This window comes from Vibrio sp. SCP2 (assembly GCF_059295395.1).
This window is the reverse complement of the sequence record NZ_JCAFVV010000003.1, coordinates 252,660-269,176: the sequence shown is the minus strand read 5'-3', so window position 1 is coordinate 269,176 and position 16,517 is coordinate 252,660. Positions and strand designations below refer to the sequence as shown.

Genomic DNA, 16,517 nt, shown 5'->3' with positions numbered 1-16,517 from the left:
AACTATCTGATTTTTATGGGTTGAAAAGTTGGCACGCAACTTGGAATACTAAGAGTCAGTTACAGAGGTAAAACAAACACAGATTTGATGGTGATGCTTAGCATGACCTGATTGCCACAAAATAAGGAGCCTAGCTATGGGTATTTTCTCTCGATTCGCAGACATCGTTAATTCAAACATCAGTGCTCTATTAGATAAAGCAGAAGATCCTGAAAAAATGATCCGCTTAATCATTCAGGAAATGGAAGATACGTTAGTTGAAGTAAGAACTAACTCGGCAAAAGCGATTGCTGATAAAAAAGAGCTGGCACGCAAAGTTGAGACAATGGAAGCGGCCATTGATGAGTGGCAGCAAAAAGCGACCTTAGCGTTGACTAAGCAGCGCGAAGATCTTGCAAGATCGGCATTGATTGAAAAGCAAAAACTGCAAGATATGCTGAAATGTCTACACACTGAGCAAACCTTGGTTGAAGAGACTATTGATAAGTTAACGGGTGAAATCAGCAAGCTAGAAACAAAAATTACCGAGACTCGCGCTAAGCAACAGGCTTTAGCGATTCGCAGTCAAACAGCCTCTAACCGCCGTGATGTTCAAAAACATTTGCATACTGCGCGTACTAGTGAAGCCATGGCTAAGTTTGAGCAATACTCACGCAAGATTGATGAGATGGAAGCTGAAGCTGATTTGTATGCAAAAACGGGCAACGCTAAATCTTTAGATCAAGAGTTTGCGGAGCTGCAAGCTCAAGATGAAATTGAAAAAGAGTTAGAAAAGCTCAAACAACAGATGGAAGATAAAAAGTAATTCCAGTTATATTTTATTGTGTTTATTAGGTAGATAAGATTGCCGTTTATCTACCTTTCATTAAGGAGTTATTTATGTCGTCATTTTTCATTGCTGGTCCACTGATCGTATTTCTGATTTTCGTTGCTCCTCTATGGTTGTTTTTACACTACCGAAGTAAGAAGAATGCAAGCACAGGTTTATCGCAAGAAGATTTACAGCGACTAGAGTCTTTATCAGAAAAGGCTGCCAGTATGCAGAGCCGAGTCGATACGTTGGAGCGCATTTTAGATGCAGAATCACCGAGCTGGAGGCGCCGCTATGAATAAGCGTGAGTTATACCGCGATACTGTAAATGGCAAGATCACTGGCGTATGTGCAGGTTTGGCGAACTACTTTGCGTTGGAAGTGTGGTTAGTACGCATCTTGGTGATTTCAGCCGCTCTACTGGGCGGTAGTTTCTTGGTTATTCTCGCCTATATCGCGATGACGTTGATGATCGAAAAGCAGCCACCTAACTATGTAGAAGCGATCAAAACCGAGCAAGAGCACAAGCTTAAAAACAAGCCTTGGCAGCAAGGTCAAACCCCTGAAATGTTACTCAACACGATTGAGAAAGACTTCCATAACTTAGAAAACCAAATTCGCGATATTGAGGCTTACGTCACTTCAGATGCGTTTAAAGTCGATAAAGAGTTTAAAACGCTATAACGACCTAGTTGAGTTAGCCAAATTGAGCCTTCATGTGCATCCGACACAGTGAAGGCTTAAAAGTGCGACGATTCGCTCATTCATTAGGCAAATTATTAATTTTAATAATATTTCCTGCCTATTCTATGGAAGAGACGGTATCATTCATCTATCTTTGTAACTAATCGCTGCAAACGGATGATTGATTATGCGCAAATCCATTTTGTTTCTTGCGACAGCTGCTGTATTGAGTGGTTGTGGCAAGGAACTTCCTCCTGTTCCCGAGCCTGATTCAAGGCCAGCTAAACTATTTACTGTTTCCATCGGCAATGCTCAGTTTGAGCGTACCTTCCCAGCGACTTCTGAAGCTGGTGATAAAGCCGTTCTTGCCTTTCGTGTTCCCGGTCAACTCCAGTCTATTGATGTGGTAGCGGGCCAATCCGTCAATAAAGGCGATGTGCTGGCCGCACTCAACCCTGACGAGTACACGCTTTTAGCCAAGCAAGCAGAGGCTCAATACCGACTCGCTGATGTTCAATACCAGCGCTATAAAAAGCTACGTAAAGACAAAGTAGTGTCTGAGCAAGACTTTGATGAAGCGAAAGCTAAACGAAATTCTGCCAGAGCCACTTTGGAACAAGCACAAGCCAACTTACGCTACACGCGCTTAGTGGCGCCCTACAACGGCACTATATCTATTGTCCCTGCTGAAGCTCATGAATACATCGCCGCCAAAGAAGGGGTGATGAATATTCAGACGACCCAATTGATGAAAGTGATTTTCCAACTTCCTGATCATCTTCTTAATCGCTTCGCTAGTGGTCTTAATCTGACAGCGCACATGACCTTTGATGCTTTTCCCGGAACCCAATATGAACTTATGTTCCAAGAGGTTGATACCGAAGCCGATCCAAAAACGGGCTCCTATAAAGTCACCATGGTGATGGAAAGACCCGAAGATGTTGGCATTTTGCCGGGTATGGCAGGCTCTATTCATGTCGCGGTCGAGTCAACGGGGGCTACTCGGATTCCTCAGTCTGCATTGATGGAAGAGAACGGTCAGACTTACGTTTGGCGAGTCGATTCACAGGGCATTGTTGCGAAAGCTTTAGTTGAATTAAATGACAAACAGCAAGTGCAAAGTGGCTTAAACGAAGGCGATCAGGTCGTTATATCTGGTGTGAATGGCATCGAATCTGGGATTAAGGTTCGAGAGTGGATCAAGGAGCGAGGGCTGTAAGATGAAGCAATGGTTAAATCTATGTGCGCTCTCTTCGGCTGCACTGTTAGCAGGCTGTGGTGGTGAACCACAGTATGTGGATTTTGGTACACCTAAAGTGAAAGTGTTGGCACTTTCCAACCAAGTTGTAAACGAAGACCGTCTCTATTTTCCTGCGGTAGCAAACGCAGCAGAACGCTCGCACTTAAGCTTCCGCGTGGCAGGGGAAATCAACAAAATTTACGTTAAAGAAGGTGATCACCTTAAACAGGGTGACTTGATTGCAGAGTTAGACCCTACCGACTACAAACTTGAGGTTGATAATGCCACTGCGCGTTACAGCGTGGTAGATAGCCAGTACAAGCGCTCTAAGCCGCTCGTTGATAAAGGCTTGCTGGCGAAGTCTCAATTCGACGAGATTGCAGCGAACCGTCAGATTGCTTATGCAGAGCTTCAATTAGCCAAACTCCGTTTATCTTTTACTAAATTGAAAGCACCTGTTGATGGGATTATCTCGCGCGTTAACGTTGACCAGTTTGAGAATATTCAGGTCGGTCAACAAGTCGTCAACATCCACAGTGTTGAAAATGTCGAGGTGTTGATTCAACTTCCTGATCAACTCCATGCCAGCCAGCCGACTCAAGAGTCGTTAGAAAACATTGAAGCTGTTGTGCGAGTACCGAGTGGCAATGAATACAATGCGACTATCAAAGAGTTTACCACTGAGCCAGACCCGGCGACCGGTACATTTACCGTGACTTTGACACTACCTATGCCTGAAGAAGAGTACATTCTGGATGGTATGGCAGTAGAGGTAACGTCTAAGGGTAAAGATGTTGGTCTAGAGCTTAAAGGTGGGGTGCAAGTACCTATTGAAGCCATTTTCAATGGTGATGGAGACTCACTGGATAGACAAAGCAAATATGTTTGGGTACTCAATGCAGATAACTCTGTCACTAAGCAAAAAGTCGTGACTGGCAAGGCGAGTAAAGACGCCATTCAAATTCTAGATGGGTTAAGTAGTGAGCAGTCAGTTGTGATAGCAGGTGTTTCTAGATTAAGGGAAGGAATGCAGGTGCAAGTAGTTAAGCAGGAGGCGGGTAATGAGTGAACATAAGAATAACTCGCCGCAAAGCGATGATGATGTAACGGGTATCGCGGCTTACTTTATCCGTAACCGTGTGATCAGTTGGATGATCTCGTTAATCTTCTTGATTGGTGGTGCTGCGGCTTTCTTTGGTTTAGGTCGATTGGAAGACCCTGCATTTACCATCAAAGATGCCATGGTTGTGACTTCCTATCCGGGTGCGACGCCACAGCAAGTTGAAGAAGAGGTGACTTATCCGATAGAGAAGGCTATCCAGCAGCTAACCTATGTCGATGAAGTCAACTCCATTTCAAGTCGCGGCTTATCACAAATAACCGTTTCGATGAAAAACAACTACGGCCCCGATGACTTACCCCAGATTTGGGATGAGTTACGCCGAAAAGTAAACGATCTAAAAGGTCAGCTACCGCCGGGGGTTAACGACCCATCGGTGATTGATGACTTTGGTGACGTTTACGGCATCTTGCTAGCGGTAACTGGTGATGGCTACAGCTACAAAGAGCTACTCGATTATGTGGACTATCTACGTCGAGAACTGGAGCTTATAGATGGTGTGAGCAAGGTTTCGGTCTCCGGAGAACAGCAAGAGCAGGTCTTTATCGAGATTTCGATGAAGCGTTTGAGCACTCTTGGAATCGCACCGAACACAGTATTTAACTTGTTATCCACTCAGAACGTGGTTTCTGATGCGGGCGCAATTCGAATCGGTAATGAATACATTCGAATCCATCCTACTGGTGAGTTCAAAAATGTTGATCAGCTTGGCGATTTAATTATTACTGAAAGTGGCGCGCAGGGACTGATCTACCTGAAAGACGTCGCTGACATTACTCGTGGCTATGTTGAAGTTCCGAGCAATATTGTCACTTTCAATGGTGAACTTGCGCTTAACTTAGGGGTTTCCTTCGCTCAAGGGGTAAACGTTGTTGAAGTAGGTCAACGCTTTGACCGACGTTTAGCTGAGCTTAAGTACCAGCAGCCAGTAGGTGTCGAGATTTCTGAGATCTACAGCCAACCTAAAGAAGTCGATAAGTCTGTGAGCGGCTTTGTCGTCAGCCTAGGTCAAGCGGTTGCGATCGTTATCATCGTACTGTTGTTCTTTATGGGACTGAGATCAGGGCTATTGATTGGCCTTATTCTGCTACTTACTGTTCTGGGTACTTTCATATTTATGAAGTACTTTGCTATCGATTTACAACGCATCTCCCTTGGTGCTCTGGTTATCGCTTTAGGTATGCTGGTGGACAATGCCATTGTGGTGGTCGAAGGGATATTGATTGGCACGCAGAAAGGGCGAACGCGGATGCAAGCCGCGACAGACATCGTGACTCAAACCAAGTGGCCGTTGCTAGGTGCGACAGTGATTGCGGTGACCGCATTTGCGCCAATCGGTTTGTCGGAGGACGCGACAGGTGAATATTGTGGCACCTTATTTAGTGTGCTTCTTATTTCGCTGATGTTGAGCTGGTTTACCGCCATTTCTCTTACTCCATTCTTTGCTGATATCTTCTTTAAAGGCCAGAAGTTCAAGCAAGATGGCGCAGAAAGCGATCCATACAATGGGATGATCTTTGTGGTGTACAAAGGCTTCCTTGAGTTTTGTATGAAGCGTGCTTGGTTAACCGTTGTTGTGCTTATTCTGGGTTTAGCAGCGAGTATTGTTGGCTTTACCCAAGTTAAGCAATCGTTCTTCCCGTCCTCGACGACACCTATCTTCCAAGCAGACATCTGGTTGCCAGAAGGAACCGATATTCGTGCAACGAACACCAAACTCAAAGCTTTAGAGTCTTGGTTATCCGATCAAGAAGGTGTCGAGCACATTACCACCACGGCTGGTAAAGGTCTGCAACGCTTTATGCTGACCTATGCGCCAGAGAAGAGCTATGCGGCTTATGGTGAAATTACGACTAGGGTGACTGATTACGAGCAACTTGCGAGCTTGATGACGAACTTCAGGCTGCATTTAGAGGACAAGTTCCCTGAAATCAACTACAAGTTGAAGCAGATTGAACTTGGTCCAGGCGGTGGTGCGAAAATTGAAGCTCGTATTATAGGCTCAGATCCAACAGTGCTGCGTGGTATCGCTAAGCAAGTTGAAGACATCATGCATGCCGATCCAGGCGCAACTAACATTCGTCATGACTGGCGTGAACGCACTAAAGTGCTTGAGCCGCAATTTAACGAAAGCCAAGCTCGTCGTTACGGTATCAGTAAGTCTGATGTGGATGAGTTTCTTGCGATGTCATTCTCTGGCAAGTCGATTGGTGTTTACCGAGATGGTACGACCTTGATGCCGATAGTGGCACGCTTACCAGAAGACGAACGTGTCGACATTCGAAATATCGAAGGTATGAAGATATGGAGTCCTGCACTTAGCGAGTACATCCCGCTGCAACAAGTCACTATGGGCTACGATATTCGTTGGGAAGACCCAATCATAGTACGTAAGAACCGTAAGCGTATGCTAACGGTCTTTGCTGATCCTGATTTGCTAGGTGAAGAGACTGCCGCGACACTTCAAGCTCGTCTAATGCCGCAGATTGAAGCGATTGAGCTGCCGCCGGGTTATTCATTAGAGTGGGGTGGTGAGTATGAGTCTTCGGGTGATGCCCAAGAGTCACTCTTTACTACCATGCCGATGGGTTACCTGTTTATGTTCTTAGTCACCGTGTTCTTGTTTAACTCGGTGAAAGAGCCGTTGATCGTCTGGTTAACAGTACCACTGGCAATTATTGGTGTGACAACGGGCCTACTGGCACTGAACACCCCATTTGGCTTTATGGCCTTGCTCGGTTTCTTGAGCTTGTCGGGTATGTTGCTTAAGAACGGGATTGTCTTGCTGGATCAGATCGAGATTGAAATGCACTCGGGCAAAGACCCATATGTGGCAGTGGTTAACGCTGCATTAAGTCGTGTTCGTCCTGTTTGTATGGCGGCGATTACGACCATCTTGGGTATGATTCCTTTGCTTCCAGACATCTTCTTCAAGCCAATGGCGGTAACCATCATGTTTGGTTTAGGTTTTGCGACAGTACTGACACTTATTGTCGTACCAGTGTTGTATCGTCTATTCCACAAAGTAAAAGTGCCAAACTAACTAAACTAGAAGTAAACGCCCCTGACTTTGCCGGGGGCGTTTGTTTTTAAGGAGAGAATCAATGAGCAAGGATACAACTTGTGCTTGGGCGATGAATCATGAACTTGAGCGCGAATACCACGATGCGGAATGGGGCGTGCCTGTATATGACGACAAAGTACTGTTTGAGTTCATAACCATAGAAGGGGCTCAGGCAGGGCTGAGCTGGATTACGATTCTAAAGAAACGTGAGGGTTACCGAGCAGCGTTTGAAGGGTACGATTTGTCTCGACTGTCGCAGTATGATGAAAGCCATGTCGAGCGAATTATCGAAAACTATGATGTCGTCAAACACCGAGGCAAGATCACGTCTGTATTTGGAAATGCACGTGCGGCTTTGGCACTGATTGAAGAATATGGCAGCTTATCGAACGCTTTGTGGCAGTTTGTTGATGGTAAACCGATCGTAAATAACTGGACGCAAATGAGTGACGTACCTGCTTCGACAGAGCAATCAAAAGCAATGAGCAAGTTTCTGAAAAAGAAAGGCTTTAAGTTTGTTGGCGAAACGATCTGCTACGCTTTTATGCAAGCAGTTGGCATGGTAAACGATCACCTTGTGAGTTGCCCTAAATATAAGCAATAGACGAAAATGGATATTTAAGGCGAAAACCGATAATTGCTTCTATCCTTAACTAAAAATATAAAAGGCTAGGAGCAGTTATGTCAGTGAGTGCGATTGAAAAGCAATTGATTCAGAAAAGTTTTGCCAAGGTTGAACCTATAGCGGATCAAGCCGCTGAAATCTTTTACACCAAGTTATTTGAATATGATCCTAACTTACGTCAACTGTTTAAGTCAGATCTTAAGCAACAAGGGCGTAAATTAATGGCAACGTTAGGCGTTGCCGTTAAAGGGCTAGATGACTTGGAAACGCTTGTTCCCGTTTTGCAAGAGCTTGCCCGCCGACATGTTGCTTATGGTGTTAAAGCGGATGACTATACGCCGGTGGGAAATGCATTGCTTTATACATTAAAGCAAGGACTTGGCGGAGACTTTGATGAACGAACAAGGGCGGCGTGGGTTAAAGTATTCTCTACCATTGCATTAGTGATGAGAACCGCGGCTTACCCTGATTTTTGCTCAGAGACATATAAAAATAGTAAGCAATATAACGGTTAAACTAAAATGGCCAGACACAAGTCAGGCCTTTGGATCTTGGTTATCTGACCAAGAAGGTGTCGAGCACATTACCACTACAGCTGGTAAAAGTCTGCAACGCTCTGTGCTGCCAACATGTTGGGTTAGCGACCTTGATCATGAATCCTCTCAAGTGCTTCGACACGTCGCAACTGTGTTGAATCGAAGCTCTTTTCTCTAAGCTGTGCGATCAGTAGCTTTTTGTCTTGCTCGGATAAAGAGTTAGACGTGAGTAGTTCATCCCTGCTTACTAAATAGGAATCCAGTGCTGCTTGAAATATTGCGCGTTGTTGATCGAGTTCCGCTAATCGCTTAGCCCCATCTTCGCCAACTAACTCGCTTCTTGCGATGTATTTGTCTTGGTCATCAAGCTTTGAGACAGAGCCCAATTCTACAACCAGCAGATTGTTTTTTTCTGCTGCCTGAATGTAGTTAGGCATGTCATTGAGTTGGTCTTCTAGTAAGCTCTTTTTTTGCTCGGCATCCAAATCATTTTCAGTGATTCTCGCTTTGTTAATCGCCAATTGGCGCAATAGATTCTCTTCTTCAAACAGCAGCTTTATTTCCTGCTCAGAGAAGTAGCGAGACTGTAACGCTAAGATCTGCGAGTGAAGTTGTTCGAGGTCTAGTGCAGTGAGTCGGGTTGCTTGTAAAGGCTCAAGCTCTGCTAACGCTTCTTTGTACTCTAAATAAGTGGCAAACAACACTTCCTCGTTACTTAATTTGCTCTCTGTTGAAGCACGCTTATTCACTTTCTTTTTTATTTCATCAAGACTTTGTTCACCTAAGCTGCTGAGTGAAAAATCAAAAAAGTGCTTGGGGGTAGTTGTGTCAACGTCTACATCAGCTTGAGAAAGGATTGGGGCTGGAGTTTCCTGTTGCGTCTCTGACAAATATAAGACCGCTCCAAATCCAATTGAAGTGATGACAGAAATGGTGATTAGAACGGTCTTTTTCATTGGTTTACCCTTACAGTCCTAGTTGTTTGAGGCGATTTGCGTGTTGTCGATAGAGTGTGACGGGATCAGTTTCGAATAGGTGGTGAATGCCCAAGAGCCCGTTTATTTCATCCAGATGATTCATTTTGTAGTCGTCACGAATCACTTTGCCTAAGTGAGTACTGCATGCACCAACAAGTCCGTCATTGGGTTCGTTGAATGCCCAGCCGAGTATCACCATTGCCCCATCAGTTGGATCCAAAAGGTTGGTAAAAGTGGAAGATCCTGTCCAAGAGTAGTAATAGACGCCATTGCTGGCGAGAAGATCCCCGTCGCCACATGCAGTGGTAGGAATGCCATACGGATGATGTTGATTGAATGCCAGAGAGCCTTCAGTCGTCAGTGCCTCCAAAGAGGCCAAAGGATCTTGCTCAAGATCTGTACCTCCTGACAGGAGATTGATAAGAGTGGTTAAGCCCCCAGCAAGTTTCACGGCTAATCCTTCTAAGCCTGAACCTTCAGGGACAGTTCCTCTTACCAGATCGGCGACTTTTGAGCCTTTGTTTACACCACCAATACTCGTGACAGAGGCGACAAGGTCCGGTCTCACGGATGCAACGTAACGAGCCGTTGGTCCACCATGACTATGGCCTATTAGGTTGACTTTAGTCGCCCCAGTAGCAGCGAGCAGTGTTTCTACTTGTTTGAGAAGTTGTTCGCCTCTGACCTCGGTACTGTTAGAGGCAGATACCTGAGCTACGTAGACAGTCGCGCCGTCTCTAGTTAGCGAGTGCGGTATTCCGTAGAAATAGTCGACACCTGCAAGAGTATCAAAGCCGAAGAGTCCGTGGACGAGGACAATGGGGTGTTGAGTTTGAGTATAGCCACCTGCGTGGGCAAGATTGGTAAGTGTTGGTTGTCCAATTGCGAGTGCGCAAGTCAGGACAAGTGAGTAGATCAGTTTCAATGTTAGCTCCTTCTGGTATGACCTCTGATGAGATATTTAAACGTAGAAGAAAAATTGAGCTATACGAAATATGAATTGTTAAAGAAAGATTAAAACGTGATGTTGAATTAAAAACCAACAGCTTTAATTAACGAAAGATTTTAGAAAACTGTTTTGATTAAATTGTTAATAAAATCAATGCATTAAAAAGCCTCGCGAGCGAGGCTAAATAATCAATTGTTTGAAGGTACTATGCGGTCGCTTCTTTTTCGAGAATCAGAGCGTTGTACCGTTCTAGTCCTGCTTCTAGATCGGCGATAAGATCATCGACGTCTTCAAGTCCAATATGGACGCGAATCAGGGTTCCCTCAAAATTAGGGTTAGCAACTGTACGCAGACTATTGAAGCTTTTCGGCTCATTGGCAAGAATCAGACTTTCAAAACCGCCCCAAGAATACCCCATACTAAAATGCTTCATTCCATCTAATAGGGCTGTCGTTGCTCGTGGGTAACTGGTTTTCAGCACAAATGAAAATAGACCATTTCCACCGGTAAAATCGCGTGTGAAAAACTCGTGCCCAGGACAGGTTTCAAGGGCAGGGTGGCGAACATGATCGACTTCTGGTCTGTTTTGAAGCCACTGCGCCACTTTCAAGCTGTTCTCCGCGTGTTGACGCAAGCGCACATCTAAAGTGCGAATTCCGCGTAAGCCTAAGTAGGCATCGTCAGGAGACACGCACTGACCCATCAGGTAGCTTTGTTCACGTAACTGATCCCAATATTGCTCGCTGGCTACCGCAGTGCCAAGCATCACATCTGAGTGTCCGACAATGTATTTGGTTGCCGCTTGAATTGAAATATCAACACCATGCTCAAATGGAGAGAAATTCACCCCAGCCGCCCAAGTATTATCGAGCATAACGATGATATCGTGTTGATGTGCAATGCTTGACAGAGTAGGTACGTCTTGCACTTCCATGGTGATAGAGCCTGGAGACTCAAGGAATAGAACTTTTGTGTTTGGTTTGATGAGCTCTTTGATCCCTTCACCAATCGTTGGTTCGTAGTAAGTCGTTTCTACGCCCATCTTCTTGAGAATTTTGTCGCAGAAGTCGCGCGTGGGTTCATAACAGGTATCGACCATAAGAATATGATCGCCCGTTTCAACAAAAGACAAAATAGCATTAGAGATAGCGGCGGTGCCACATGGGTAAAGGGCGCAACCTGCACCACCTTCAATCTCTGTCATTGCATCTTGGAACGCAAAGTGAGTCGTGGTGCCGCGGCGACCATAAAACAGAGTTTTGTTTGCTCGGTTCACCGTTGCGTGATGCTTTTCTGCAACGGTGTTAAAAACGACAGTTGAGGCTCTTTGAACGGAAGGGTTAACCACACCGTTAGTCCACTTTTTATCGCGACCAGCGGTAACGAACTTGGTCTGCTTACTTTCTGACATCGGAAGTCCTTATCGAATACTTTACCTTATTTAAACCACGGCAAAGCATGAATAGCAAGGGATTAAAGCAGAGGATTAAACAGATAAAATACACGCTCTAAAAAGCGAGAGAATAGCGTTCGCTTTTTCCATTCTTCGATATCAACGATATGTGATTCTTCCATATAACTTTGCTGGAGCCAGAACATCTCTTTGGTGAAAGCAAGATCGTCAATGGCTAAAGTAAGTTCGAAATTCAGCCATAAGCTTCTCATATCCATATTTACCGTTCCAACGAGACAAAACTCCTCATCAATGACAACCGATTTGGTATGGAGCAATCCACCATAAAACTCGTAGATCTTGACACCAGCGCTTAGTAGCTCGCTATAAAATGCGCGTGACGCCCATTGAACCATTAACGAGTCATTTTTGTGCGGAATGATAAGTTCTACATTAATTCCACGCTGGGCTGTCATTTTAAGAGTTTCAAGTAAGTCAGAGCTCGGGACAAAATAAGGGGTAGTGATTCGAACCGAGTGGTTAGCCTGATTAATCGCAAGCGTTAAAACTTGAGAAATTAAATGTTCCGGCATACCAGGCCCTGAAGGAACCACTTGCACTGGATGTTGTGGCTCTTCAGGATTAATACGGCATTCTGGAATAGAAGGGAAGGCTCGTGAACCCGTTTCAACTTCCCAGTCCCAGCAATGTATAGCGGAAAGGACATTAACAGTAGGGCCAGTAACGCGAATCATTATATCGATCCACTGTCCAACACCAGAATCTTGCTTAAAGTAGGCGGGATCGACGAGGTTCATTGAACCTGTGTAGGCGACTTTCTCGTCAATTACGATGATCTTACGGTGTTGACGAAGGTCTAAGCGTCGCAGGAAGATACGCCAAGGGCTGACTTCTAATGCTTGAACCACTTCGATACCCGCACTGCGCATCATCTTCAACCATTCACTACGAAAAAAGCGCGGACTCCCTGCAGAATCAAGCAGCAATTTAACATTTACGCCTCGTTTTGCGGCTCGAATCAGAGCGGAAGCCACCGAATCGGCCAATCCACCTGGATGCCAAATATAGAAAACCATGCGAATACTGGTTTGCGCATTTTCTATATCTTCGATAATTGAACGCAGAATATCGTCGGGCGAGCTTTGTAAAGAGAGCGAGTTCCCTGAAAGAGCAGGTAGGCCTAGGCGGTTGTTACACAGCTCATCAATGCGATAGATATGACGACCAAAGCTCTCTGGGGAGTGAGCATGACAGTCGTTAAGGTTAGAGAACCAGTCTGCAAAAGGGGAAAGCATTTCCTTTGCGCGTTCTGCTCTTTTTCGACCAAGGTTAAGTTCGCCAAATAGGAAATAGCAGGCAACGCCTAAGATAGGAATGATGTAAATAATCATCAGCCAGGCCAGTGAGACACTCACCGCACGACGCTTTAGCACCACTCGAATTGTCACACCGGCAACCAAAATCCAGTAAAAGACAATCCCAGCAAGTGTAAGAAAGTGATAAAACTTTTCCATTCAGTAACCTAGGTAATCCAATGCTATCCAATATTAGAACTCTGGACGAAGGACGACAAGCGACAAATTTTCAAAGAATGTAACGAACAGGAAGTAGAAAGAAAAAGTATGATTCTGTTATGAGAATGTAAAATCTGGTGTATAGTGGATGTTAAAGGCTAAAAAAGCAGCATTTAAACATATTTTTCACAACTGTGGTGGGAAATTAAACTAATTGGGCTTCCAATTTTAATCTTAAACTGCTTTACTTGCCATAACGTTAGCGTCACTGATAATTTTATTAAGTGTAAAAATAATTATACACCACTTTTTAAGACGCCTAACAGAAGCAAACACAACTTAAAAAACGATTTAATGGAGTAACCGTGGCTACTAGTTCAAGTGTTCAGGCCCGTGATACATGGGGGTCTAAATTAGGCTTCGTAATGGCCGCAGCAGGTTCTGCTGTTGGTTTGGGCAACATATGGAAATTTCCTTATACGGCGGGTGAAAGCGGCGGCGGCGCGTTCGTTGCAATTTACCTTCTTTTCGTAATTTTTATCGGCTTTAGCGTAATGTTAACGGAATTCGCTATTGGTCGTAAGACAGGTCTATCAGCTGTAGGTGCATTTAAAACGACAGACCGTCGTTGGACATTTACAGGTGTTATGGGTGTGTTAAGTGGTCTACTAATCATGGGTTTCTACCCAGTGGTTGGTGGTTGGGCACTGGCATATATCTTTAAAGTGGGTGGTGGTCTACTAAGCGCTCCTGAAGCAATCGGTGATAGCTTTGGTGGCTTTATTTCAGACCCTGTTCAACCTCTAATGTGGATGGGTATCTACCTGATGCTTAACATCGCTATCGTTATGAAAGGTGTTTCTGGCGGTATCGAGAAAGCAGGTAAGATCCTAATGCCTCTACTATTCCTAATCCTGATCGTTGTATCAGTGAAAGGTCTAATGCTACCTGGTGCAATGGCAGGTCTTGAGTTCCTGTTCATGCCAGACTTCTCTAAAGTAGACAGCAGTGTGGTACTTGCAGCTCTAGGTCAAGCGTTCTTCTCGCTAAGTCTAGGTATGGGTTGTATGTTGACTTACGGTTCTTACTTGAAGAAGAAAGAGAACCTAGTTCAAACCACGGGTATGGTTACTGCGATGGACACCGGTGTTGCAATCCTTGCGGGTGTGGCAATGTTCCCAGCAATGTTCGCATTCGGTATGGAGCCAGCAGCAGGTCCAGGTCTAGTATTCGTTGTTGTACCTCAGCTATTTGCTGAAATGGGCGGCGTAATTGGTCTTCTGTTCGCACTAATGTTCTTCATTGGTCTAACTGTAGCGGCACTGACTTCTTCTGTATCTCTACTTGAAGTAGTAGTTTCTTACCTAATCGATGAGAAAGGTATGAAGCGCTCTACAGCGGTAATCAGCGCAAGTGCGGTAATGGCAACACTATGTGTGTTCGCATCACTTTCTCTAGGTGGTGTAGGACCAACGCTATTTGGCACTGGTGCGTTCGATATCTTCGACCTACTAACAGATAAGATCTTCCTAGCGGTTGGCGGTATGTTGGTGTGTATCTTTGCTGGCTGGCGCTTATCGCGCTCAGAGCTAGAGAAAGAGATCACCAACGATGGTGAAGTTTCTTTTCCACTGTTTGGTCTATGGTACAACCTAGTTAAGTACATCATTCCAGTAGCAATCGCAATCGTAGCATTCATGGGCGTTAAGTCTGGTTTCGATAGCGGTAAAGGTGAAATCATGCTGTTAGGTATTGGTATCATCGCTCTAGCTGGAGTCTTCTCTAAGAAGCTTTAAACTAGAAGTCGTACGAAAGTTAAACAAAACCTCCCAACTGGGAGGTTTTTTCGTTTCTATCAGCTACTTTTATTAAAGAGTCTTATCACTAAGCCGATAATATTCGGTATAAGAATGTAATCCAAATGTAAGTCGTTAAGGAAGGTGCTTTGTGAAGTGGTCTGTACGGAAAAAACTCTATGCTGGCTTTGGTTGTGTCCTAGCCATCATGACAGTAATGGCAGGGGCTATTTGGTCAGAAGTGACTCAATCGCACGACGTTGCGACAGAAATTCGTCATGACGATGTACCAGAAGTAGTAGGTTATCTAATCCTAATTGATGAAGCGGGTGATGTTTATCGTGATGCGACAGGAGCTATCACAGGCGTAGCGAGCGCGTTAGGCGATTACCAAAGGAATAAACAAGAGTTTTGGGATGCTATTGCAGCAGTGAAAAAACTGGAAACTCCTGGCGGGGCTGATCATCAACGTATTGAACAGATAGAACGCCTGATGAAGGGCTTCACCCAAGGCTTTGAAAGAGACATAGTGCCACTTCTTGGTGATAAAAGTGCGCTAGAACAAGAGATTACCGAGCTACGCAGTCTTTATGAAGAATATCTAACACCTATCGAAGCACTGCTTGATGAGGCTTCATCGGCTGAAATTACCGAGACCGATGCTTCTCTTCTTTATCTAACCGATTCGTTCGATACGATTGAAAACACCATTGTTGTGTTGTTTGTTATCGCGTTAGTCCTCACCTGCATTATTGCCTATTGGCTATCCAACTCGATAACAACCCGTTTATCCAACCTTGATTCTGTGGCGCAGAAAGTGGCAGAAGGGGACTTAACTGCGGATGATATTGTGGATGAGTCGGGAGATGAACTGGCGAATCTAGCCAGCTCGATCAATAAGATGCAATCATCATTAACAACTTTGATCGGCTCTATCTCGTCTGTTTCCAACCAAGTTCAGCACGTGACGGCCGACCTATCGAATGTTAGCCAAGATATTGTTGCTGGTGCATCGTCGCAGGCAGATAAGGCTAATCTGATTGCGACCGCTGCAGAAGAACTCAGTTTAACCATCTCTGAAGTGGCGCAACAAGGCTCTGCGACATTTGAAGAAGCGCAGAAGTCTGAGCAAAGCGCGGAATCCGGTCGTAACGTTATTACTGAAATGGTGGATTCCATTCAACAGGTGAGTTTGCAGATGACGGAGATGTCGACGCAAATGAACGAGCTTGGTGCACATGGTGAGCAGATTGGGTCGGTTATTCGCGTTATTGAAGGTATTGCAGAGCAGACAAACTTGCTTGCATTGAATGCAGCAATTGAAGCCGCAAGGGCAGGTGAATTTGGTCGCGGCTTTGCTGTCGTTGCCGATGAGGTCCGAGCTTTAGCTGAGCGAACAACGACGGCGACACAGGAAGTCGCAGGGATAATCCAGCAAATTCAAACTGGTACGCAGGAAGCGGTGACCTATACGCAAGAAAACTGCAAACTGGTAGAAATTGGTGTGGAGCGTAGTTCTGGTGCTGTTACTGCGTTGGAAGAAATTGTTGCTGGCGCAGCCAATGTCCAATCTATGGTCAACTCCATTGCGACAGCAGCAGAAGAGCAAACCGCTGTTACTAAAGAGATTGCCGCCGATATTACCGCTATTAGTGATATATCCGAGCGTTCACTTCAATTAGCCAACAGCAGTTCAGATAATGTTAACGGCTTGAACTCAAAAGTCGCGGAGCTAGAGAGTTTAGTCAGTAAATTCAAACTGAGCTAAGCCAAGCGAGACTGGCTTT

General features: G+C 45.0%; 14 protein-coding genes. 10 read left to right on the top strand and 4 right to left on the bottom strand.

Annotated elements, in window-relative coordinates; all coding sequences use genetic code 11:
* Positions 1–136: 136 nt before the first annotated feature.
* The 8 genes from pspA to AC5O63_RS12305 all read left to right on the top strand — a co-directional run bounded on the left by pspA (position 137) and on the right by AC5O63_RS12305 (position 8,059).
* Positions 137–805, top strand: a complete 669-nt coding sequence (gene pspA, locus AC5O63_RS12340; protein ID WP_494505197.1) for a phage shock protein PspA — start codon at positions 137–139, stop codon at positions 803–805.
* A gap of 74 nt (positions 806–879) precedes the next feature.
* Complete coding sequence (pspB, locus tag AC5O63_RS12335; protein WP_004748042.1) at positions 880–1,113, top strand: envelope stress response membrane protein PspB; 234 nt, start codon at positions 880–882, stop codon at positions 1,111–1,113.
* A complete protein-coding gene (gene pspC / locus AC5O63_RS12330) occupies positions 1,106–1,495 on the top strand; it encodes an envelope stress response membrane protein PspC (protein WP_069666029.1) in 390 nt (129 codons plus the stop codon). The genes pspB and pspC overlap by 8 nt, the downstream gene beginning before the upstream one ends.
* 187 nt (positions 1,496–1,682) lie before the next feature.
* Positions 1,683–2,714, top strand: coding sequence for an efflux RND transporter periplasmic adaptor subunit (locus AC5O63_RS12325; RefSeq protein WP_494505196.1), 1,032 nt, complete (start codon positions 1,683–1,685; stop codon positions 2,712–2,714).
* Position 2,715: 1 nt separating this feature from the next.
* The gene (locus tag AC5O63_RS12320) at positions 2,716–3,804 is read left to right on the top strand and encodes an efflux RND transporter periplasmic adaptor subunit (RefSeq protein WP_494505195.1); all 1,089 of its coding nucleotides are present in this window, start codon (positions 2,716–2,718) and stop codon (positions 3,802–3,804) included.
* A complete protein-coding gene (locus AC5O63_RS12315) occupies positions 3,797–6,898 on the top strand; it encodes an efflux RND transporter permease subunit (protein ID WP_494505194.1) in 3,102 nt (1,033 codons plus the stop codon). Before AC5O63_RS12320 ends, AC5O63_RS12315 begins: the two co-directional genes overlap by 8 nt.
* 61 nt (positions 6,899–6,959) lie before the next feature.
* Positions 6,960–7,523, top strand: a complete 564-nt coding sequence (locus AC5O63_RS12310; RefSeq protein WP_494505193.1) for a DNA-3-methyladenine glycosylase I — start codon at positions 6,960–6,962, stop codon at positions 7,521–7,523.
* A 77-nt stretch (positions 7,524–7,600) separates the two neighbouring features.
* The gene (locus AC5O63_RS12305) at positions 7,601–8,059 is read left to right on the top strand and encodes a globin family protein (RefSeq protein WP_494505192.1); all 459 of its coding nucleotides are present in this window, start codon (positions 7,601–7,603) and stop codon (positions 8,057–8,059) included.
* Between the two features lie 122 nt (positions 8,060–8,181).
* Here the strand turns inward: AC5O63_RS12305 and AC5O63_RS12300 are convergent, their stop codons facing one another.
* The 4 genes from AC5O63_RS12300 to cls all read right to left on the bottom strand — a co-directional run bounded on the left by AC5O63_RS12300 (position 8,182) and on the right by cls (position 12,934).
* Positions 8,182–9,036 carry a lipase secretion chaperone gene (locus tag AC5O63_RS12300; RefSeq protein WP_494505191.1) on the bottom strand — a complete coding sequence of 285 codons (855 nt, stop codon included), beginning with the start codon at positions 9,034–9,036 and terminating at the stop codon, positions 8,182–8,184.
* A 10-nt stretch (positions 9,037–9,046) separates the two neighbouring features.
* Positions 9,047–9,982 carry an esterase/lipase family protein gene (locus tag AC5O63_RS12295; RefSeq protein WP_494505190.1) on the bottom strand — a complete coding sequence of 312 codons (936 nt, stop codon included), beginning with the start codon at positions 9,980–9,982 and terminating at the stop codon, positions 9,047–9,049.
* Between the two features lie 229 nt (positions 9,983–10,211).
* The gene (locus AC5O63_RS12290) at positions 10,212–11,417 is read right to left on the bottom strand and encodes a cystathionine beta-lyase (protein ID WP_494505189.1); all 1,206 of its coding nucleotides are present in this window, start codon (positions 11,415–11,417) and stop codon (positions 10,212–10,214) included.
* A 62-nt stretch (positions 11,418–11,479) separates the two neighbouring features.
* Positions 11,480–12,934, bottom strand: coding sequence for a cardiolipin synthase (gene cls / locus AC5O63_RS12285; RefSeq protein ID WP_494505188.1), 1,455 nt, complete (start codon positions 12,932–12,934; stop codon positions 11,480–11,482).
* 365 nt (positions 12,935–13,299) lie between these two features.
* On the opposite strand from cls, the gene AC5O63_RS12280 reads away from it, so the two are divergent.
* Both AC5O63_RS12280 and AC5O63_RS12275 read left to right on the top strand, forming a co-directional pair.
* The gene (locus AC5O63_RS12280; protein WP_494505187.1) at positions 13,300–14,730 is read left to right on the top strand and encodes a sodium-dependent transporter; all 1,431 of its coding nucleotides are present in this window, start codon (positions 13,300–13,302) and stop codon (positions 14,728–14,730) included.
* 151 nt (positions 14,731–14,881) lie between these two features.
* Positions 14,882–16,498, top strand: a complete 1,617-nt coding sequence (locus tag AC5O63_RS12275) for a methyl-accepting chemotaxis protein (protein WP_494505186.1) — start codon at positions 14,882–14,884, stop codon at positions 16,496–16,498.
* Positions 16,499–16,517: the final 19 nt, after the last annotated feature.

Coding starts and splice junctions, on each gene's coding strand:
- AC5O63_RS12300 (WP_494505191.1), bottom strand. CDS start 9,036: ATGAAAAAGACCGTTCTAATCACCATTTCTGTCATCACTTCAATTGGA.
- AC5O63_RS12315 (WP_494505194.1), top strand. CDS start 3,797: ATGAGTGAACATAAGAATAACTCGCCGCAAAGCGATGATGATGTAACG.
- AC5O63_RS12320 (WP_494505195.1), top strand. CDS start 2,716: ATGAAGCAATGGTTAAATCTATGTGCGCTCTCTTCGGCTGCACTGTTA.
- cls (WP_494505188.1), bottom strand. CDS start 12,934: ATGGAAAAGTTTTATCACTTTCTTACACTTGCTGGGATTGTCTTTTAC.
- AC5O63_RS12310 (WP_494505193.1), top strand. CDS start 6,960: ATGAGCAAGGATACAACTTGTGCTTGGGCGATGAATCATGAACTTGAG.
- AC5O63_RS12290 (WP_494505189.1), bottom strand. CDS start 11,417: ATGTCAGAAAGTAAGCAGACCAAGTTCGTTACCGCTGGTCGCGATAAA.
- pspA (WP_494505197.1), top strand. CDS start 137: ATGGGTATTTTCTCTCGATTCGCAGACATCGTTAATTCAAACATCAGT.
- pspC (WP_069666029.1), top strand. CDS start 1,106: ATGAATAAGCGTGAGTTATACCGCGATACTGTAAATGGCAAGATCACT.
- AC5O63_RS12325 (WP_494505196.1), top strand. CDS start 1,683: ATGCGCAAATCCATTTTGTTTCTTGCGACAGCTGCTGTATTGAGTGGT.
- pspB (WP_004748042.1), top strand. CDS start 880: ATGTCGTCATTTTTCATTGCTGGTCCACTGATCGTATTTCTGATTTTC.
- AC5O63_RS12305 (WP_494505192.1), top strand. CDS start 7,601: ATGTCAGTGAGTGCGATTGAAAAGCAATTGATTCAGAAAAGTTTTGCC.